The 23127-nt window shown below is 63.7% G+C and carries 2 protein-coding genes; both read left to right on the top strand.

All coding sequences use genetic code 11. The features are described from left to right. The first annotated feature begins 192 nt into the window (after window positions 1-192). Window positions 193-11211, top strand: coding sequence for an amino acid adenylation domain-containing protein (locus ACA067_RS22795; protein ID WP_497458609.1), 11019 nt, complete (start codon window positions 193-195; stop codon window positions 11209-11211). After that, complete coding sequence (locus ACA067_RS22790; RefSeq protein ID WP_497458608.1) at window positions 11211-23105, top strand: non-ribosomal peptide synthase/polyketide synthase; 11895 nt, start codon at window positions 11211-11213, stop codon at window positions 23103-23105. Before ACA067_RS22795 ends, ACA067_RS22790 begins: the two co-directional genes overlap by 1 nt. Window positions 23106-23127 lie beyond the last annotated feature (22 nt).

The following is a 23127-nucleotide window of genomic DNA, read 5'->3' as shown; positions in this document are numbered from 1 at the left end:
GTCGGGCCAGCCAACATCAATGTTGAATGATGAACCCCCTTCGCTGGCAAGCCAGCTCCTACAGGGGGTGCATCCCCCGCCGTTAACCTCCTTTGTGATACTTGTTCTCATTCGCTAATTTTTCCGGTCTGCATTCGTTTTATAGGGACGACGTGCCTTTGTGCTTCCCGCCACTGATCCGGATACCCAGAAATGAACGCTGAAGACTCCTTGAAACTTGCTCGCCGGTTTATCGGGTTGCCCCTGGAAAAGCGCCAGATGTTCCTTGCGGCCTTGCACAAGGAAGGCGTTGATTTCGCCCGGTTTCCGATCCCTGCCGGCGTCGAGGCCGAGGATCGCCAAGCGTTGTCCTACGCCCAGCAGCGCATGTGGTTTCTCTGGCAACTGGACCCGCAAAGCGGCGCATACAACCTGCCGGGGGCGGTGCGTCTGACCGGGCAGTTGAACCTGTCTGCCCTGGAGCAAGCGTTCGCCAGCCTCGTTGAGCGTCACGAAACCCTGCGCACGGTGTTCCAGCGCCAGGCCGACGACACTTTGCTGCAAGTGCCGGCCAGTGCGCCGCTGGTCATTGAACATATGGATTTCAGCCCATTGCCGGCCGCCGAGCGTGAAGTGGCAGTCGCCCAAGCGGCCGAACGACAATCCGTGCTGCCGTTCGACCTCTCGGTCGGTCCGCTGCTGCGCGTCACCTTGCTCAAGCTCGCCGACCAGGAACACGTGCTGCTGCTGACCCTGCACCACATCGTGTCCGATGGCTGGTCGATGAACGTGCTGATCGACGAATTCATCCGCTGCTACGACGCCTTTGAAGCGTGCACTCAACCGCAACTCGCGCCGTTGCCGATCCAGTACAGCGACTACGCCCTGTGGCAACGTCGCTGGCTGGAGGCCGGCGAGCAGGCGCGCCAACTCGATTACTGGCAGGCGCAACTGGGTGCCGAGCACCCGGTGCTGGAATTGCCCACTGATCATCCGCGCCCGGCAATGCCCAGCTATCGCGGCACCCGTTACGAATTCGCCGTTGATGGTCAATTGGCCGAGCAGCTGCGGGCCACGGCACAAAAGCACAACATCACTCTATTTATGCTGCTGCTCGGCGCCTTCAACGTGCTGCTGCATCGCTACACCGGCCAAACCGACATTCGCGTCGGCGTGCCGATCGCCAACCGCAACCGCGCCGAAATCGAAGGCCTGATCGGCTTCTTCGTCAACACCCAGGTGCTGCGCACCCAGCTAGATGGCCAGACCCGGGTCGACGACTTGCTGCGCGCCATCAAGGAAACCGCCCTCGGTGCCCAGGCTCATCAGGACCTGCCGTTCGAGCGCCTGGTCGAAGCCTTGAAACTGGAGCGCAGCCTCAGCCACACGCCGCTGTTCCAGGTGATGTACAACCACCAGCCGCAGGTCGCGGACATTTCCACGGTCAGCACCGCGTCCGGCCTGGCGCTGGGGGTGATCGAGTGGGAAGGGCGCACCACCCAGTTCGACCTGACCCTCGACACCTATGAAAAGGGCGGCAAGCTGCACGCCGCACTGACCTACGCCAACGACCTGTTCGACGCCTCCACCATCGCGCGCATGGCGCAGCACTGGACGCACCTGCTGCACGGCATGGTCAGCGATTCGCGGCAGCGGATCAGTGATTTGCCACTGCTGGAAAAAACCGAATACCAGCGCATCGTGCATGACTGGAATTGCACAGACGAAAGCTTCGCCCAGGACCTGTGCATTCATGAGCTGATCAACCAACAAGTCGTGGCAAACCCGACTGCCCTGGCAGTGACGTTCGCCGCCCGACAACTGACTTACGCCGAGCTCGACACCCAGGCCAATCGTCTGGCCCACAAACTGATCGAGTTGGGCGTCGGCCCGGAAATCCGGGTCGGCGTGGCGATGCAGCGTTCCGACACGCTGCTGGTAGCGCTGCTCGCCGTACTCAAGGCCGGTGGCGCCTATGTTCCGCTCGACCCGGACTACCCGGCCGAGCGTGTCGCCTACATGCTTGAAGACAGCCGCGCCCTGGTGCTGCTGACCGAGCAGGCAGTCGCCGCGACATTGACCGTGACGGCCGACACTCAAGTCCTGCTGATGGACGACAGGCAATCGCTGCTCGCGGCTTACCCAGGCAGCGTTCCAGTGACCCGCGTCACGCCGGACAACCTCGCCTACGTGATCTACACCTCCGGTTCCACCGGCAAACCCAAAGGCGTGGCCATCGCCCACCACAACGTGCTGGCGCTGATCGACTGGTCGACATCGGTCTACAGCCGCGAAGACATTCAAGGTGTCCTGGCGTCGACCTCGGTCTGCTTCGACCTGTCGGTGTGGGAGCTGTTCGTCACCCTGGCCAACGGCGGTTCGCTGATCATCGCCCGCAACGCCCTGGAGTTGCCGCATCTGCCGGCCCGGGATCAGGTACGCCTGATCAACACCGTGCCATCGGCGATCAATGCCTTGCAGCGCGACGGGCAGATCCCGCCAAGCGTGCGCATCATCAACCTTGCCGGCGAGCCGCTGAAACAGAGCCTGGTGGAGGCGCTGTATCAGCAGCCCACCGTCGAACACGTCTACGACCTGTACGGCCCCTCGGAAGACACCACCTATTCGACCTGGACCCGCCGCGAGGCCGGTGGCCGCGCGAACATTGGCCGACCGCTCAAACACACCGCCAGCTATGTCCTCGATGCCGAGCTGCAACCGGTGCCCCAGGGTGTGTCGGCTGAACTGTATCTGGCCGGTGCCGGCATCACTCGCGGTTACCTGGCCCGTCCGGGCATGACCGCCGAAAAATACGTGCCGAACCCGTTCGCCAGCAACGGCGAACGCCTGTACCGCACGGGGGACCTGACCCGTTACCAGGCCGACGGTACGCTGCAATACGTCGGTCGCATTGACCATCAGGTAAAAGTCCGTGGCTTTCGTATCGAACTGGGCGAAATCGAAGCCCGGTTGTTGCAGCAAGACGCGGTCCGCGAGCTGGCAGTGCTGGCGCAGGACGGCATCAACGGTCAGCAACTGGTCGCGTACATCGTGCCGACCGATCCGGCGTTGCTGGATGACATCGACGCCCAGGCGACCCTGCGTGAAACCCTGAAAGCGGCACTGCGCCAGCATCTGCCGGACTACATGGTCCCGGCATTCCTGCTGTTCCTCGCCCAACTGCCGCTGACCCCCAACGGCAAGCTCGACCGCAAGGCCTTGCCGGCGATCGACGGTTCCCTGCAACAACGGGAACACGTCGCGCCACGTAGTGCTCTGGAAAAAGCCCTCGCCGCGATTTGGCAAGAGGTGTTGGCGATCGACAGTGTCGGCCTGGAAGACAACTTCTTCGAACTGGGTGGCGACTCCATCGTCTCCATGCAAGTGGTCAGCCGGGCGCGACAGGCCGGGATTGTGCTGAGCCCCAAGGATCTGTTCCAGCACCAGACCATCCGCAGCCTGGCCCAGGCCGCTCGCAGCGGTGAACAGCAATTGATCGACCAAGGCCCCGCCACTGGCACGGTGGCGTTGGCACCGGTGCAACAGTGGTTCTTCGAGCAAACCATTCCCGAGCGTCAGCACTGGAATCAGTCGCTGCTGCTGGTACCGCGCGAGCCGTTGAACGTCGAGGCGCTGGAACAAGCCTTGGTGAAATTGCTCACCCACCACGACAGCTTGCGCCTGCGCTACCAACAGACCGAAAACGCCTGGCAGCAAGCCTATGCCGCAGCGACCACTGAATCGGTGCTGTGGCAGCGTCAGGCGCAGTCGGTCGAAGAACTCAACGCTCTGTGCGACGAAGCCCAACGCAGCCTCGACTTGCAAAATGGCCCGTTGCTGCGGGCGCTGCTGGTGGCGATGGCCGACGGCAGTCAACGATTGCTGCTGGTCATTCACCACTTGGCCGTAGACGGTGTTTCCTGGCGGGTTTTGCTGGAAGACCTGCAGCAGTTCTATGGCGGCAACGTTTCGATGGCGAAAACCAGTACTTATCAGCGCTGGGTCGCCCGCCTGCAGGATCATCTCCCAGCCTTTGAAAACAGCCTCGGTCACTGGCAGACCCAGTTGCAAGGCGCACCCACCGATCTGCCCTGCGACCGTCCGCACGGCGCACTGGAAAATCGCTTCGAGCAGAAAATCGAACTCAAGCTCGATGCCGAACAGACTCGCAAACTGCTGCAGCAAGCTCCGGCGCCCTATCGCACCCAGGTCAACGACCTGCTGCTGACCGCACTGGCGCGGTCGGTGTGCCGCTGGAGCGGGCAGGGCAGCACACTGATCCAGCTCGAAGGCCATGGCCGCGAAGACCTGTTTGATGACATCGACCTGACCCGCACTGTCGGTTGGTTCACCAGCCTGTTCCCGGTCAACCTGACGCCTGCGAACGACCTCGGCGCTTCGATCAAAACCATCAAGGAACAACTGCGCGCTGTACCGGACAAAGGCCTGGGCTACGGCGCACTGCGCTACCTCGGCACTGCGGCGATTCGCGATGAACTGGCGGCGTTGCCGCAACCGCGGATTACCTTCAACTACCTGGGGCAGTTCGATCGTCAGTTCGACGACGCGGCGATGTTTGTTCCGTCCACCGAAGGCAACGGTGTGGCGCAGGACCCCTCGGCGCCATTGGGCAACTGGCTGACGATCGAAGGCCAGGTTTATGGCGGCGAGTTGTCCCTGAGCTGGGGCTTCAGCCATGAGATGTTCGACAGCGCGACCATCCAGCGTCTGGCGGATGATTACGCGCTGGAGCTCAACGCGCTGATCGAGCACTGCTGCACCCTTGAAACAAACCAGGCGACACCCTCGGACTTCTCGCTGGCGCGCATCAGTCAGGCGCAACTCGACGCAATGCCGGTGGCCATTTCGACCCTCGAAGACCTTTACCCGCTGTCGCCGATGCAGCAGGGCATGCTGTTCCACACCCTGTACGAACCCGAAGTCGGTGCCTACATCAGCCAGTTGCGTCTGGACATTCAAGGTCTGGACTCGCAGCGTTTTGCACAAGCCTGGCAGGCAGCCGTCGAGCGCCACGACATTCTGCGCAGCAGCTTCCATTGGCAGGGCCTCGACTGTGCGCATCAGGCGATTGCCCGCCAAGTGGCGCTGCCGCTTGAAGTGCTTGAAGCGACCGACACCGATGTGCTGGCCGACGCCGAACGGGCCCAGGGTTTCGAACTGGGCACGGCACCGTTGTTCCGCTTGAAACTGGTACGCACCGGCGCACAGGACTGGCACCTGATCTACACCAACCACCATATCCTGATGGACGGCTGGAGCAACGCGCAGTTGCTCGCCGAAGTGATCCAGCACTACGCCGCTGGCCAGGCGCAGCCGTCGCCGTCGGGGCAATACCGTGATTACCTGGGCTGGCTGCAGCAGCAATCGGCCGTCGCAGGCGAGCAGTTCTGGAAAGCCGCCCTGGCACCGCTTGACGCGCCCACCTTGCTGGCCGAAGCCTTGCGCCCGCCCGTCGGCGCCGAGGGTAGCGAAGAGTACCGCGTGGCCTTCGACAGCCGCGCAACCCAGCGTCTGGCCGAGTTCGCCCGCCAGCAGAAAGTCACCCTCAACACCTTGCTGCAAGCGGCCTGGAGCCTGTTGCTGCAACGCTACACCGGTCAGGATTGCGTGGTCTTCGGCGCTACCGTGGCCGGCCGATCCGCGCCGCTGCCAGGGATCGAAGAGCAACTGGGGCTGTTCATCAACACCTTGCCGCTGGTGTGCGCGATGAAGCCGGATCAGACCGTCAGCCAGTGGTTGGCCGAGCTGCAAGGGCTGAACCTGGCCATGCGCGAGTTCGAGCATGTGCCGCTTTACGACATTCAGGGGTGGGCGGAGCATCAGGGGTCGACGCTGTTCGACAGCCTGCTGGTGTTCGAAAACTTCCCGGTGGCCGAAGCGCTGAAGCAGGGCGCACCGGCCGGGTTGTCGTTCGGCAACCTGCACAACCACGAGCGCACGCACTATCCGCTGACGTTGGGCATTGAATTGGGTGAAGGCCTGAGCCTGGACTTCAGCTATGACACCGCGCGATTCAGTGCCGCGCAAATTGCCGAGTTGTCGGCCAATCTGCAGCACCTGCTAACGCAATTGGTAGCACTGCCGGACGCGGCATTGGGTGCGCTGGAACTGCTCGATGTCGACGGCAAAAATGCTGTGCTCGCGATCAGCCAACCGGCCGACGTCGAGTTATCCACAACCCGTCTGGTGCACGAACAAATCGCTGCGCAAGCCGCCGCCACGCCAGATGCCCTGGCATTGCGGGTCGACGGTCAGAGCCTGAGCTACGGCCAGCTGAACACCCAGGCCAACCGCCTGGCCCATCGTCTGATCGAGAACGGTGCCGGCCCCGGCAAGCGCGTCGGCCTGGCAGTGCATCGCGGTCCGCAACTGATCGTCAGCCTGCTGGCGGTGCTCAAAAGCGGCGCTGCGTATGTACCGCTGGACCCGAAATACCCGGCTGAACGCCTGGCGTACATGATCGACGACAGCCGTCTCGACGTGCTGCTGTGTGAATCCGGCCTGCTGGAAGATGTGCCAGGCGTGCTGCGTCTGGACCTCGAAGATAACGCCCGCTACCCGGACAGCAATCCGCGAAATCACGCGGTCCCTGTAGGAGCGATGCTTGCTCGCGAAGGCGCTGGCTCAGTCGCCGAAGACCTGGCCTACATCATCTACACCTCCGGCTCCACCGGCCACCCCAAAGGCGTGTCCATCACCCATGCCGCACTGCGCGAGTTCTGCCAGACCGCCGCCGACTATTCGGTGTTTACGGCCTCGGATCGCGTGTTGCAATTCGCGACCTTCAGTTTCGATGGCTTCGTCGAGCAGTGCTTCCCGGCGCTGTGCGTTGGCGCGGCGTTGATCATGCGTGGCGATGACGTGTGGGATGCCGGTCGACTCGCCGCCGAAATCGTCCAGCAGGGGGTGACCGTCGCGGACTTGCCGGCCGCTTACTGGTATTTGCTGGCTCGCGAATGTGCCAATGGTGCCGTGCGTTACCTGGGCGACTTGCGCCAGGTTCACGTCGGTGGCGAGGCGATGTCGGTCGAAGGTATGCGCTTGTGGCATCAGGCCGGTTTGAGCCATGTGCGTTTGCTCAACACCTACGGCCCGACCGAGGCGACTGTGGTATCCAGCGTTCATGAATGCCGTCTCGACGATGCCAGCGACGCGTTTGGCATCCCGATCGGTCGGGCCATCGCGGGTCGTGCGTTGTATGTGCTGGACGCTGCCGGCCAGCTGCTGCCAAACGGCGGAGTCGGTGAATTGTGCATCGGCGCCCCAGCCAGCCTGGCCCAAAGCTACTTCGATCGCCCGGCACTGACCGCCGAACGTTTCTTGCCGGACCCGTTCGCCCGTGAGCCGGGTGCGCGTTTGTACCGCAGTGGCGACCTGGCGCGTTACAACGCTGAGGGCAATCTGGAATACGTCGGGCGCATCGACCATCAAGTGAAGATTCGCGGTTTCCGCATTGAAATGGGCGAGATCGAAGCCTGCCTGCAAGCCCGGGACCAAGTGCGCGAAGCCGCCGTCATCGCGCAGGACGGGACGCAACTGGTGGCGTACGTCGTGGCCAGCGGTGCAGTGGCTTCCCGGACTGAATATCTGGAACAACTCAAAGCCGTTTTGCGTCAGTCGTTGCCGGAATACATGGTGCCAAGCCACCTGATCCTGCTGGCCAAACTGCCGCTCAACAACAACGGCAAGCTCGACCGCAAAGCCTTGCCACGCGTTGAAGCCGGCAACGCTCAACGCGATTTCGTAGCCCCGGCCGAAGGGCTGGAAACGCAGTTGGCGCTAATCTGGCAAGAGGTGCTGCAGGTCGGGCGCGTGGGCCGCAACGACAACTTCTTCGAGTTGGGCGGGCACTCGTTACTGGTGCTGCAAGTGATCTCCCGCGTACGTCAGCAGCTGCAGCTTGAACTCTCCGTGAGCAGCCTGTTCTCTGCCGCGAATCTGGCGGAATTTGCCGAGCGTGCTACACGGGCGAACATCAGCGGGCAACCGGTCCTGCAGCGTGCAGCGGCCGATCAGCCTCAGATCCTTTCTTACGCCCAACAACGCCAATGGATTCTCTGGCAGCTGGATCCGCAGAGTCCGGCCTACAACATTCCAGCCGCGCTGCGCCTCAAGGGCACGCTGAACCGCGAAGCCCTGCGCGAAGCCTTCGCCCGGTTGCAGCTCCGTCACCAAACCCTGCGCACCACCTTCGAACAGGATGGGCAGCAGGCGCGTCCCGTGCTTCACGACAACCTGTCGCTGCAACTGGAGGAACGCCATTGCGATCAGTTGTCGATCGACAGCGCCGTGGCCGAAGAAATCGCCCGACCGTTCGACCTGCGCAATGGCCCGCTGTGGCGGGTGTTGCTGCTGCAGGTCAATGCCAACGAACATGTGCTGGTGCTCACCGTGCACCACATCGCCGCCGATGGCTGGTCGATGCAGGTCATGGTCGATGAGTTCAGCGCGCTGTATCAGGCCGCCGCCTGCGGTCGCGCAGACGGTTTGCATAGCCTGGCGGTGAACTACAGCGACTACGCCCGTTGGCAGCGCGACTGGCTGCAAGCCGGCGAGGGCGCACGGCAACTGAGCTGGTGGCGCGAACAACTGGCGGGCAGCCAGACGCCGCTTGAGTTGCCGAGCGAACTGACCCGTCCGACCCGTCGCACCGAGCGCGGCGCCAGCCTGGCATTGAACGTTGATCGCGAATTGCTCGCCGGTTTACGCCAACGCGCCCAGGAACAACAGGTGACCTTGTTCATGCTGTTGCTGGCGAGCTTCCAGACCCTGCTGCATCGCCAGAGCGGCCAGCCGAGCATCAGCGTCGGCGTGCCGAGCGCCGGGCGTTCGCGCATCGAAACCGAAGGCCTGATCGGCTTCTTCATCAACACCCAGGTGCTGCGTGCCGAGATCGACGGGCAGCAAACCTTCAGCACCTTGCTGCAGCAGATCAAGCAGGTTGCACTGGGCGCCCAGGCCAATCAGGACTTGCCCTTCGAGCAATTGGTCGATGCCTTGCAGCCTGACCGCAGCCTCAATCACAGCCCATTGTTCCAGGTGCTCTACAACCACCAGCAGCAGTTGGGCGCAAGTGTCGAGCGAACAGTCGCAGACTTGCAGGTCGAGCGCCTGCAATGGCAGCAGCACACCACGCAATTCGATCTGGTGCTCGATACCCAGGAACAGGGCGAAGCGCTCGACGCCAGCCTGACCTACGCCACTGATCTGTACGACGAGGCTTCCATGCAGCGTCTCGCCGAGCAGTGGCTGAACCTGTTGCGTGCGGTGGTCAAGGATCCACAGCAACGGGTCGCCGAACTGCCCTTGCTGCAAGCGCCGCAATACGATGCGCTGATCCAGCACTGGAACCCGGCGTTCCAGGCGCAACCGCTGTCGCCAACCTTGCACCAGTTGTTCGAAGCCCAGGTTGCGCAACGGCCGAACGCGATCGCACTGGTGTACGAAGGCGAACAGCTGACCTACGCCGCGCTCAACGCCCAGGCCAACCGACTGGCGCGCAAACTGCGCGAGTATGGCGTCGGCCCCGAGGTGCGGGTCGGTATCGCCACCGAGCGCGCGATGCCGCTGGTGGTCGGCTTGCTGGCGATTCTCAAGGCCGGCGGCGCCTACGTACCACTGGACCCGCAATACCCGGCCGAGCGCTTGAGCTACATGATCGAAGACAGCGGCATCACGTTGCTGCTGACTCAACAGCACTTGATCGACGGTTTGCCGTCCCGCGATGGCGTGCAAGTGCTGAACCTCGAATCGCTGCAACTGGACGCTTACAGCGCCGACAACCTGCCAGCGCTCGCAGCACCGGACAACCTCGCCTACGTCATCTATACCTCCGGTTCCACCGGTCGGCCTAAAGGCGCACTGCTCAACCATGGCAACGTCGGGCGTCTGCTCACGGCCACCGCTACCGAATTCAACTTCGGCCCGGACGATGTCTGGACCCTGTTCCACTCATACGCCTTCGACTTCTCGGTGTGGGAGCTGTTCGGCTCGCTGTGCACCGGCGGGCGCCTGGTGATCGTGCCGTATTACATCAGCCGCGAGCCGCAGGAGTTCCACCGCTTGCTCTGTGATGAGGGCGTGACGGTGTTGAACCAGACCCCGACCGCCTTCCGCCAACTGTTGCCGATTGCCTGCGCCAGCGAACGGAATATGGCCCTGCGTCAGGTGATTTTCGGCGGTGAAGCCCTGGAAGTCGCGAGCCTGCGCCCATGGTTCGAGCGCTTCGGCGACCAGCAGCCAACCCTGGTCAACATGTACGGCATCACCGAAACCACGGTGCACGTGACCTACCGCGCCATTCGCCTGGCCGACCTCGACGGCAAGGCCCAGAGCCCGATCGGCCTGCCGATCCGTGACCTGCGCTGGTACTTGCTCGACAGCCAGTTGCAGCCGGTGCCAGTGGGTGTGGCGGGGGAGTTGTACATTGCTGGCGCCGGCCTGGCCCGGGGTTATCACGGGCGTTTCGGCCTCACCGCCGAGCGCTTTGTGCCGAGCCCGTTCGATGCCGCGCAACGCTTGTATCGCAGTGGCGACCTGGCGCGTCAGCGGGCCGACGGCAGCATCGATTACCTCGGCCGCATCGACCAGCAAGTGAAGATTCGCGGTTTCCGTATCGAGCTGGGTGAAATCGAAGCCGCGTTGCTGGCGCAACCGGGCGTACGCCAGGCGGTGCTGAGCGTGCACTCGGGCGACGCCGGGCCGCAGCTGTGCGCCTACGTCGTCGCCGAACAAACCCCGCACGACCCGATCGCCTGGCGCGACAGCCTGCGCGCCGCGCTCAAGGTCGACCTGCCGGACTACATGGTGCCGAGCCACTGGCTGCTGCTGGAAGCGTTGCCCCTGACCGGCAACGGCAAGCTCGACCGCAAGGCCTTGCCGCTGCCTGATGCCGAGGACTGGCAGCGACCCTTCGAAGCCCCCGAAGGCGACCTCGAACGGCAACTGGCGGCCATCTGGGCCGACGTGCTGGGCGTGGCGCAGATCGGCCGGCGCGACAACTTCTTTGAATTGGGCGGGCATTCGCTGCTCGCCGCCCAGGCCAGCGCCCGCGTGGAACTGGAACTGGGCATCGAGCTGCCGCTGCGCGCGCTGTTCGAATCCACCGACCTTCAGGCTTATGCCGCCATGGCCGGGCAACAAGCCCCGACTGACAACGATGCACGTCTTGATGCGCTTGAATCGCTTCTGGACGAGATGGAGATCAACTGATGGAACACACCACTGCCCAGCGTATCGCCACCCGCTTCGCCGGCCTGCCTGCCGACAAGCGCCGCGAATTTCTGCAACGCATGCAAGAGCAGGGCGTGAGCTTCGGCCAACTGCCGATTCCGCCCGCCGCCGAGCCGCAAGCCACGTTCGAACTGTCCTATGCGCAGCAGCGCCAATGGTTTCTCTGGCAGCTCGATCCGCAAAGTTCTGCGTACAACATTCCGGCTGCGTTGCGTTTGCACGGGCCGCTGAATGTCGCGGCGTTGCAGCAGAGCTTCGATGTGCTGCTGGAACGGCATCAGAGCCTGCGCAGCCGTTTCGTCGAGGACGATGGGCAGGTGCTGCAGACGCTGGCCGGGTTCACCTCGCTGCCGATCGAACAGCTCGACCTGCGCGGTGAACCTCAGGATCAGCGTCTCGATCTGGCGATGAAAGCGGTGGAGCAGGAGATTGCCCGGCCGTTCGATCTGCAGCACGGTCCGCTGCTGCGGGTCAGTCTGCTGCAGCTTGATACTGAAGATCATGTGTTGTTGCTGACGCTGCACCACATCGTCACCGATGGCTGGTCGATGGGCGTGTTGGTGGAGGAGTTTTCCCGGCTCTACGCCGCGCATTGCCAAGGTCAGAGCGCGGCGCTGCAAGCGCTGCCGATCCAGTATTGCGACTACGCCCTGTGGCAACGCCGCTGGATGGAAGCGGGGGAGCTGGAGCGTCAGCTCAACTGGTGGCGCGAAACCCTGGGCAACGAACAACCGCTGCTGGAATTGCCGACGGATCGCCCGCGCCCGGCGCAACCGAGCCAGCGTGGCGCGCGCCTGGATTTCGCCCTCGATGCGACCTTGGCCAGCGGCCTGATGAGCCTGGCCAAACAGCGCGGTGTCACGCCGTTCATGCTGTTGCTGGCGAGTTTCCAGGCCTTGCTCTATCGCTACAGCGGTCAGTCCGATGTGCGGGTCGGAGTGCCGATTGCCAACCGCAATCGCGCGGAAACCCGGGGCCTGATCGGCTTCTTCGTCAACACCCAGGTGATGCGTGCCGAACTCGACGGGCGCCTGCCATTCAGCCAATTGCTCGACCAGACCCGCGCCGCCTCGCTGGATGCCCAGGATTATCAGGACCTGCCATTCGAGCGTCTGGTGCAAGCGCTGCAAGGTGAACGCAGCCTGAGCCACAGCCCGTTGTTCCAGGTGATGTTCAACCACCAGCAAGCCAAGCCGGCGGCAGTCAGCGGCTTGCTCGCCGGGCTGCGGGTCGAGGCGTTGAACGCCACGGCGCACACCACGCAATTCGACCTGCAACTGGACACTCAGGAGGAGGGCGACCAGCTGTTCGCCAGCCTGACCTACGCCACCGATCTGTTTGACGCCGAGCGCATCGAACACCTCGCTCGTCACTGGCGCAACCTGTTGGCCGGCGTGCTGGCGAACCCGCAATGCCCGCTCGCCGAGTTGCCATTGCTGGACGCCGACGAGCGTCTGCGCATTCTGGGTGACCTTAATGACACCGCTCAGGTTTATCCGGGCGAAGTCTGCGTGCAGCGCCATTTCGAAGAACGCGTGGTTGAAGACGGTGATGCCACCGCGCTGGTGTTCCAGGACCAGTCCTTGAGTTACGCCGAGCTGAACCTGCGCGCCAACCGTCTTGCCCATCACTTGCGCGCCCAGGGCGTCGGCCCGGAAGTGCTGGTGGGGATTGCCTGCGACCGCTCGTTCGAAATGGTCGTCGGCCTGCTGGCGATCCTCAAGGCCGGTGGCGCCTATGTGCCGCTGGACCCGGAATACCCGCTCGATCGCCTGAGCTACATGATCGAAGACAGCGCCATTTCGCTGTTGCTGACCCAGGAACATCTGCTGGCGCAACTGCCGACCCCGGACAACGTACGCAGCTTGTGCCTGCGCGCCGAAGCCGATTGGCTGAGCGATCTGCCGGGCACCGATCTGCCTGCTTCTGATTTAAAGAGCCGGGCGGTCGCAGAAAACCTCGCCTACGTGATTTACACCTCCGGTTCCACCGGTAAACCCAAGGGCGCAGGCAACCGTCATGTGGCGCTGCACAACCGTCTGGAATGGATGCAAGAAGCCTACAACCTGCGGCCTACGGACCGCGTGCTGCAAAAGACGCCGTTTAGTTTCGACGTGTCGGTGTGGGAGTTTTTCTGGCCGCTGATGAAGGGCGCCACCCTGGTCATCGCCGCCCCCGGCGAGCACCGCGATCCGCAGCGCCTCGCGGCGCTGATCGTCGAGCAGGCGATCACCACGCTGCACTTCGTGCCATCGATGCTCTCGGCGTTTATCGGTGCCGATGAGTCGCTGGCCTGCACCTCGTTGCAACGGATCATCTGCAGCGGCGAAGCGCTGCCGATGGAGCTGCAACGCCAGACCCTGCGCAGCTTGCCGCAAGCCGATCTCTACAACCTCTATGGCCCGACCGAAGCGGCCATCGACGTCACCCACTGGACCTGCGTGGATGAAGGCCGCGACAGCGTGCCGATCGGCCGGCCGATCGCCAACCTGCGCACCTGCATCCTCGACAGCGAGCTGCAACCCTTGCCGCTGGGCGCGGTGGGCGAGTTGTACCTCGGCGGTGTCGGCCTGGCCCGCGGTTATCACCGTCGTGGCGCGCTGACCGCCGAGCGTTTCGTGGTCGATCCGTTCGGCAGTGGCGAGCGCCTGTACCGCACCGGAGACCTGGCGCGCTACCGCGTCGATGGCGCCATCGACTACTGCGGGCGTATCGACCATCAAGTGAAGATTCGCGGTTTGCGCATCGAGCTGGGGGAAATCGAAGCGCGCCTGCAAGAACATGCCGACGTGCAGGAAGCCGTGGTACTGGCCCTCGATGGCCCAAGCGGCAAGCAATTGGTCGCTTACATCCTGCCGCAAGATCACGCATTGGTCAGCGCCGATGCCGAGCAGCAAGGCGCATGGCGCGAAACCCTGAAAAGCCATCTGCTCGCCAGCCTGCCGGATTACATGGTGCCAGCGCAGACCGTACTGATCGAGCAGATGCCGCTGAGCCCCAACGGCAAACTCGACCGCAAGCGCCTGCCGGCACCCACTGCACAGGTCAGCCAACGCGCCTTCGAAGCGCCGCGCAGCGAACACGAACAGGTGCTGGCGCAGATCTGGCAGGACGTGTTGGGTGTGGAACAGGTGGGGCGTCAGGACAACTTCTTCGAACTGGGCGGTGACTCGATCATTTCGATCCAGGTGGTCAGCCGCGCCCGTCGCGCCGGCTTGAGCCTGCAACCGCGCGATCTGTTCCAGCAGCAAACCTTGCAGGCGCTGGCGGCGGTGGTCAAAGAACAGGCGGCACCCCTGGCGCAACAAGGGCCGGTGGATGGTGTGCAAAAGCTGACGCCGATTCAGCGCTGGTTCTTCGACGAGCCAATCCCGCAACGCGCGCACTGGAACCAGGCCGTGCTGCTGACGCCGCGCGAAACCCTCGAACTCCCGCGCCTGCAAGCGGCGCTGCAACGCCTGCTCAAGCAGCATGATGCCCTGCGTCTGCGCTTCAGCCAGGTCGCCACGACACCGCAATCCCTGCAGGATCCCTGTGGGAGCGAGCCTGCTCGCGATGGCGGTGGGGCAGGCAACATCAATGTTGCCGGTGCTGGCCTCATCGCGAGCAGGCTCGCTCCCACAGAGTGGTCGGCGCGTTATGTCGGAGCCGACAGCTGCGATGTCATCGACATGCTCTGGACCGCTCGCGTGGCCAGCGATGCCTCGCTGGAGTCGGTGTGCGATGAGGCCCAGCGCAGTCTCAGTCTGCAAGACGGCCCGTTGCTGCGCGTGGCGTTGATCGCTCAGGCCGATGGCTCGCAGCGGTTGCTGTTGGTTATCCACCATTTGGCGGTGGATGGTGTGTCGTGGCGAGTGCTGTTGGAAGATTTGCAGGCGGCTTACCAAGGGCAGGACCTGCCGCCGAAGACCAGCGCTTTCCAGGCCTGGGCTGACAAACTCGACGCTTATGCGCGCTCCGAAGCCGCCGCCGGTGAACTGAACTGGTGGCAGGCGCAACTGAGCGTCGCGGATGATTCGCTGCCAGCGGCCAATGCCGAGGCGAGTCAGGCCGGGCATCTGCGCCAAGGTGTGAGCATCGGTCTGGACCGCGAACAAACCCGTCAATTGCTGCAACAGGCGCCGGCGATCTACCGCACCCAGGTCAACGACCTGCTGCTGGCTGCACTGGCCCGCACCCTGAACCGCTGGACCGGCCATGAATCAGCGTTGATCCAACTCGAAGGCCATGGCCGCGAAGAGCTGTTCGACGACATCGACCTGACCCGCACCGTCGGCTGGTTCTCCAGTCTGTTCCCGGTGCGCCTGACGCCGACCGCCGACCTTGCCGGGTCGATCAAGGCGATCAAGCAGCAACTGCGCGAGATCCCCGGCAAAGGCATGGGCTACGGCCTGTTGCGCTACATGGGCGATGCCACGACCCAGGCGGCGTTGGCCGCGTTGCCGCAAGCGCGGGTCACCTTCAACTACCTCGGGCAGTTCGACCAGAGCTTCGCCGAGGACGCGCTGTTCACCCCGGCGCGCGAATCCAGCGGTGCCGCACAATCGGCCGACGCGCCTTTGCCGAACTGGCTGTCGGTGGACGGTCAGGTCTATGGCGGCGAACTGAAACTGGACTGGACCTTCAGCCGTGAATGCTTCGACCAACGTGAAATCGAAGCGCTGGCCGCAGATTATCAAAGCGAGTTGTTGGCGCTGATCGCCCACTGCCTGAGCGATGGCGCGGGCGGCGTGACCCCGGCGGACTTCCCGTTGGCCCGTCTGACCCAGGCGCAACTCGATGGCCTGCCAGTGCCGCCAGCGCAGATCGAGGACCTGTATCCGCTGTCGCCGATGCAGGCCGGTTTGCTGTTCCACAGCCTGTACGAGTCGGAGTCCGGCGCGTACGTCAACCAGCTCAGCGTCGAAGCCCGCGGGCTCGACGCCGAGCGCTTGGGTCGCGCCTGGCAAGCGGTGCTCGACACCCATCCGATCCTGCGCAGCAGCTTCCACTTCCCGGAAGGTTTCGAAGCGCCGGTGCAATTGGTCCATCGTCATCTTCATTTGCCGCTGACCTGCCTCGACTGGCGCGACCGCAGTGATCAGGCCGAAGCATTGCTTCAACTGATCGACAGCGAACGCCTGCAACTCGATTCGACCCGGGCGCCGCTGATGCGCCTGACCCTGGTGCGCCTCGACGACGAGCGTCAGCAACTGATCTACACCCACCATCACCTGTTGCTCGATGGCTGGAGTAACTCGCTGCTGTTGAGCGAAGTCCTGCAGCGTTATGCCGGGCAACAAGTACAGGCACCCACCGGGCGTTTCGCCGACTACATCGGCTGGCTGCAACGTCAGGATGCGCACGCCGACGAGCTGTTCTGGCGCGAGCAACTGGCGACCCTCGACAACCCGACTCTGTTGGCGCAGAGCCTGGCCCATGGCGACAGTAAAAACCTGTCGATGGCGGAGTTTGCCGACCATCGCCAGACCTTCGATGTCGCCACCAGCAAGCGCTTCAGCGAGTTTGCCCGTCAGCAGAAAGTCACCCTCAACACCCTGGTGCAAGGGGCCTGGGCACTGCTGCTGCAACGCTACAGCGGTCAGCGCAGCGTCGCGTTCGGCGCAACGGTGGCGGGGCGCCCGGTGGACTTGCCGGGGGCCGAAAGCCAGCTCGGCCTGTTCATCAACACCTTGCCGGTGATCAGCAGCCCGGACGCCGTTGAAAGCGTCGGCCAGTGGCTGACCCGTTTGCAGGCGCAAAACCTGGAATTGCGTGAGCATGAGTTCACCGCCCTCGGTGACATTCAGCGTTGGGCCGGGCGTGCCGGCGAGCCGCTGTTCGACAGCCTGCTGGTGTTCGAAAACTTCCCGGTGGCCGAAGCGCTGCAACAGGGCGCGCCAGCCGGTTTGAGCTTCTCGATCCCGCAGAACCATGAACGCACCAACTTCCCGCTGACGCTGGCGGCCACCGCCGAAAGCCAGCTCAGCCTGAACTGGAGCTACCAGTGCGCGCACTTCAGCAGCGACGCCATTGCCCGCATGAGCGAGCACCTGGTTGCATTGCTGGCAGCGATGGTCGCCGCGCCACAGGCTGCGTTGAGTGAACTGGACCTGCTGACCGCGCCGGAACGTACGCAACAGTTGCTGGAGTGGAACCCAGTGTTCACCGCGACGCAAAACCCGCTGTGCGTGCATCAGTTGATCGAGGCCCAGGCCGTCGCCCGCCCGGACGCCACTGCACTGATCTTCAACGACCTGGAATTGAGCTTCGACCAACTCAACCGCCGCGCCAACCAATTGGCCCATCGCCTGCGCGCATTGGGCATCGGCCCGGAAGTGCGGGTCGGCCTGGCGATGCAGCGAACCCCGGAAATGATCATTGGCCTGTTGGCCATCCTCAAGGCCGGCGGCGCCTACGTGCCGCTGGACCCGGCGTACCCGGCCGAACGCCTGCGCTATCTGATGGACGACAGCGGGATTTCGCTGCTGCTCAGCCAATCGTGGCTGCGGGAAAAACTGCCATTGCCCGAAGGCTTGTCGGTGCTGGAAATCGACCGCGAACCGCTGGCATCCATGGCCGACACCAACCCGGTCAACCTGACCTGCGGCGAAAACCTGGCCTACCTGATCTACACCTCGGGCTCCACCGGCCGGCCCAAAGGCGTGAGCGTGGCCCACGGTCCGCTGGCCATGCATTGCCTGTCGATCGGCGAGTTGTATGGCATGACCCCGGACGATCGGGAGCTGCAATTTGCCTCGATCAGCTTCGACGGCGCCCACGAACGCTGGCTGACGCCGCTGGTGTTCGGTTCGGCGGTGATGCCGCGGGACGATGAGTTGTGGAGTGTGGAGCGCACCTGCGCCGAGATCGAAAAGCACGGCATCACCATCGCCTGCTTCACCCCGACTTACCTGGCACAGATCGCCGATTTCATGGGCGAAGCAGGGCGCGATCTGCCGATCCGTTCCTACACTCCGTGCGGTGAAGGCATGGCCAAGCACGCGTTCGATGAGGTCCAGCAGGTGCTGCAACCCAAGCGCCTGATCAACGGTTACGGCCCGACCGAGACGGTGATCACGCCGCTGATCTGGCTGGCGTACCCGGATACCGAATTCGACTCGGCGTTCATGCCGATTGGCCGGCCGGTCGGCAACCGCAGCGCCTACATCCTGGACGGCGGCTTGCAGCCGTTGCCGGTTGGCGTGGCGGGCGAGTTGTACCTGGGGGGCGAAGGCGTCGCGCGCGGTTACCATCAACGCCCCGACCTGACTGCCGAACGTTTCGTGCCGGATCCATTTGTGCCGGGTTCGCGTTTGTATCGCAGTGGCGACCTCGCGCGGTTCCGTGCCGATGGCGTCGTTGAATACCTCGGCCGAATCGACCAGCAAGTGAAGATTCGCGGGTTCCGTATCGAGCTTGGCGAAATCGAAGCCTGCCTGCTTGAACACGAAGGCGTGCGTGAAGCCTTCGTGATCGATCGCGAAGGCCCGGTGAGCCGGCAGTTGGTCGGTTATGTAGTGCCCCGCGATCCGCTCGCCGATGAGCAGGAGTTGCGTGAAGCCCTGACCGCTCACTTGCGCAGCCGTCTGCCGGCGCACATGTTGCCCGCGCATTTGATGTGCCTGGCCGCGTTGCCGCTGACGCCGAACGGCAAGCTTGATCGCCAGGGCCTGCCGGCGCCTGAAGCTACCCGAGAGACCCACGATCAAGTGGCCGCCGCGTCACCGGCCGAAGCCTTGCTGGTGGAGATCTGGCAGGAACTGCTGGGGCTGCATTCGCTGGGTGTCACCGAGAACTTCTTCGAGCTCGGCGGGGACTCGATCATCTCTCTGCAGGCGGTGAGTCGTGCGGGGCAGCGCGGGCTGGTGTTCAGTCCCAAGCAACTGTTCGAACAGCAGACCATTCGAGCCCTCGCAGCGGTGGCGACCAGCCGTGAAGCCGCGTTGATCGAAGCACCGAAAGTCGAGGCCTTTGCCCTGGTGCCGCACATCGATATCGCCGCTCGCGAAGGTTTGCAAGACCTGTATCCGCTGTCACCGATGCAACAAGGCATGCTGTTCCATTGCCTCGATTCACCGGAGTTGAACCCCTACGTCAACCAGTTGAGCGTGGCGGTGGACGGTTTGCAGGTGCCGCGTTTCCGTGCGGCCTGGCAGACCCTGGTCGAGCGTCACGAAGTGCTGCGCGCGGCGTTCCGCTGGCGCGATGGCCTGGCGGATCCGCTGCAAGCGGTGTTCGCCGACGTCGAGCTGCCGATCGAAGAACTCGACTGGCGCGAGCGTACCGATACCGAACAGGCGCTGAGCGAATTGGCGGCAGCGGAGCAAGCCAAAGGCTTCGACCTGAGCTGCCCGCCACTGATGCGTTTCATATTGGTGCGCCTGGGCGACGACCGCTACCAGATGATCTGGATCTACCATCACCTGTTGCTGGACGGTTGGAGCGCCTCGCGACTGTTGGGCGACATGTTGCGCCTTTACCACAACGACAGCCTGCCGGCCCTGACCGGTCGTTACGCTGACTACATCGCCTGGCTGCAACGTCAGGACGGTGCGCAGGCGGAAGGCTTCTGGCGCGAGCGCCTGGCATTGCTCGAAGAGCCGACCATCCTGGCCAAGGCTTCGGGTGCCGCAGGCTCCGGTCACGGCGTGATGTACAGCAACCTCGATGCCGAGGCGACGCGCAAACTTCACACGTTCGCCAAGCGTCAACGGGTGACCCTCAACACCCTGGTGCAGGGTGCCTGGCTGTTGCTGTTGCAACGCCACAGCGGCCAGCGCAGCGTCGCATTCGGCGCCACGGTGGCGGGGCGTCCGACCGGTCTTGCCGGTGCGCAAGACATGCTCGGCCTGTTCATCAACACCTTGCCGGTGATCCAGACCCTCGACCCGCAACAGCCGCTGGGCGAGTGGTTGCGCGCGTTGCAGGACTACAACCTGATGGTGCGCGACTACGAGCACACGCCGTTGTCGGACATTCAGCGCTGGGCCGGGCAGGGTGGTCAGGGGCTGTTCGACAGCATCATCGTGTTTGAAAACCATCCGGTGGACCATGCGCTGCGCGGTGGCGAGGAAGGTGAACTGCGCTTTGCCGAAGTCGGCAGCGGCGGGGTCACCAACTTCCCGATGGACTTGATGGTCAGCGCCAACGAGGAAGGCCTGGAAGTCGAGTATCTATTCCTGCGTGATCGCTTCAGTGAAGTGGAAGTTGAGCGGATTCGTGCGCAACTTGAAGGGTTGCTGCGTGCGTTGCCGGAGGATGCCACGTGCCTGCTCGGCAATATTGGCTTGCCGGAAGCGGTTATCAGCTTGCCGCAAGCGAGCGATGACAATGCTGATTTGCTGCACGCCTTCAATCAGCATGTGCGCAACCAGCCGCAGAAAATCGCCTTGATCTGTGAAGATCGGCAAGTCAGCTATGCCGAGCTTGAGGCACAGGCCAACGGGCTGGCGCAACAATTGATCGGTCGCGGTATCGGTGCGGAAAGTCTGGTGGCTGTGGCGTTGCCGCGCTCTGAACGCACCATCGTGGCGTTCCTTGCGGTGCTCAAGGCCGGGGCTGCGTATTTGCCTTTAGACTTGGCATACCCAGCCGAGCGACTGGCCTACATGTTGAGTGATTCTGCGGCCAGCCTATTGTTGTGCGACAGCGATCTGGGTGATCGAGTGACCCTGGCTGACAGCCCGCCACGCCTGTTGCTGGATCAACTGAGCGTTGCCGACGACGTTGCGTGCCCGGTTTCCCATCCGCTGCCGGGGCACTTGGCATACCTGATCTACACCTCCGGCTCCACCGGCCAACCAAAAGGCGTGGCCGTGGCGCGCGGTCCGATTGCCCGGCATTGCCGCGGCATCATCGAGCTCTACGAGCTGGCACCGCGCAGCCGCGAGCTGCACTTCATGTCGTTCGCCTTCGACGGCGCCCAGGAGCGTTGGCTGAGTGTGATGTTGGCCGGCGGCAGCCTGGTGATCCGCGACGACAGTCTGTGGACCCCGGAACAAACCCTGGAAGTGCTGCATCGCCACAACGTCACCGTGGCCTGCTTCCCTCCGGCGTACCTGCAGCAGATGGCCGAAGTGGCCGAACGCCTGGGCAATCCACCGGCGGTCGAGGTGTATTGCTTTGGTGGCGACGCGGTGCCGGAAGCCAGCTTCGAGCAGGTCAAGCGCGCCTTGCGCCCGCAGCGTCTGGTCAACGGTTACGGCCCGACCGAAACCGTGGTCACGCCGCTGTTGTGGCGTGCCGAGGTCAGCGAAACCTGTGACGCGGCCTATGCGCCGATCGGCCGTGGCGTGGCCGGGCGTGGACTCTATGTACTCGATGCCGATCTCAATCCATTGCCAGTCGGTGTCAGCGGTGAGCTGTACCTGGGCGGCGAATGCCTGGCCCGTGGTTACCACCAGCGTCCAGGCATGAGTGCCGAACGTTTCATCCCCGATCCGTTCGAGGCCGGTGGCCGCATGTACCGCACCGGCGACCTGGTGCGCCAACGCGAATGCGGGTTGATCGACTACCTGGGGCGTCTCGACCAGCAAGTGAAGATCCGTGGTTTCCGCATCGAACTGGGCGAAATCGAAGCCCGCCTGCGTGACTGTGTCGGGGTGCAGGATGCCGCCGTGGTGGTGCACGACACGCCGACTGGCAAGCAATTGGTTGGCTATGTGGTGGCTGCCGGTGCTGTTGGACTTGATCGCCGCTTGAAATCTGACCTGCAAGCGCAACTGCCGGACTACATGGTGCCAGCGCGGATTCTGGTGCTGGAACGCTTCCCGCTGTCGGCCAACGGCAAGCTCGATCGTCGCGCACTGCCCGTGCCTGAATGGGCGCTCGGCGGTTATCGCGCGCCGCGCAACGCACTGGAAACGGCGCTGACCGCGATCTGGCAAGAAGTGCTCGGTGTGCCGCAGGTGGGCATCGACGACAACTTCTTCGAACTGGGTGGCGACTCGCTGCAGGTGCTCAAAGTCATCTCCCGGGTGCGCAGCCAGCCGCAACTGGGCTTCGAATTGAAACTGCGCGACCTGATGCAGAAGCCCTGCATCGCCGAACTCAGCGGCTATCAAGTCGCCGAGCCCGTTGCAGCGACGCCGGACCCGCTGCTGGCGCTGAATGCGCGAATCCCCAACGTGCCGGCGTTGTTCTGCCTGCACGCCGGTTTCGGCACGGTGTTCGACTACGAACCACTGGCGCGGCGTCTGGAAGGCCGGCGCACGGTGTATGGCCTGCAATGCCGGATGCTGCTCGATCCGCAGTGGCAGGACGCGTCGCTGCTGGTCATGGCACAAGCCTATACGCAGCGAATTCGCACGCAACAGCCTGAAGGCCCGTACCACTTGCTCGGCTGGTCGCTGGGTGGCGCGTTGACGCAACTGGTTGCCCATGAACTGGAATCCCAGGGTCAGACGGTGGCGTTTGCCGGGCTGGTCGACAGTTATGTGGCGGGCACGGCGCAGGCGTCGGACTGGCGAGAAGATTTGGCGGACTTCTTGAAGTTTGTCCTCGGTCAGCCGTCTGAAGAAGCACAGGCGTTGATTGCCTCGAAAGCCGCTGGCCTGAACGAGCGCGAAGGCGCCGCCGCAGTGATCGAAGCGGCCATGCACGGCTCCAACGATCATGCGGCGTTGGGGACGGGGGAGCTCACGCAGATCTTCGCCACCGGTTCATCGCTCAAACAACTGTCGCTGGCGCAACGACAACTGCCGGCGATCCAGGCCACGGCCCATCGCTGGTGGGTAGCCGGGCGCGACGACGAACGCCGGGTGTTCGAAGCACAGGTTGGCGCCCATGGCGTTGATCGCCTGCTGGCTGGCGGGCACTACGAACTGCTGCGCGGAGAAGAGTTGCTCGACGAGCTGGAAAACCTGCTGGAGCGCCGATTGGCAATCGCTTAAACGGGGGCGCCACAGTCCCCTG

This window comes from Pseudomonas sp. LBUM1674 (assembly GCF_059695635.1).
Note: the sequence above shows the minus strand (reverse complement) of the source record. Positions and strands in the feature narration are given on the sequence as shown.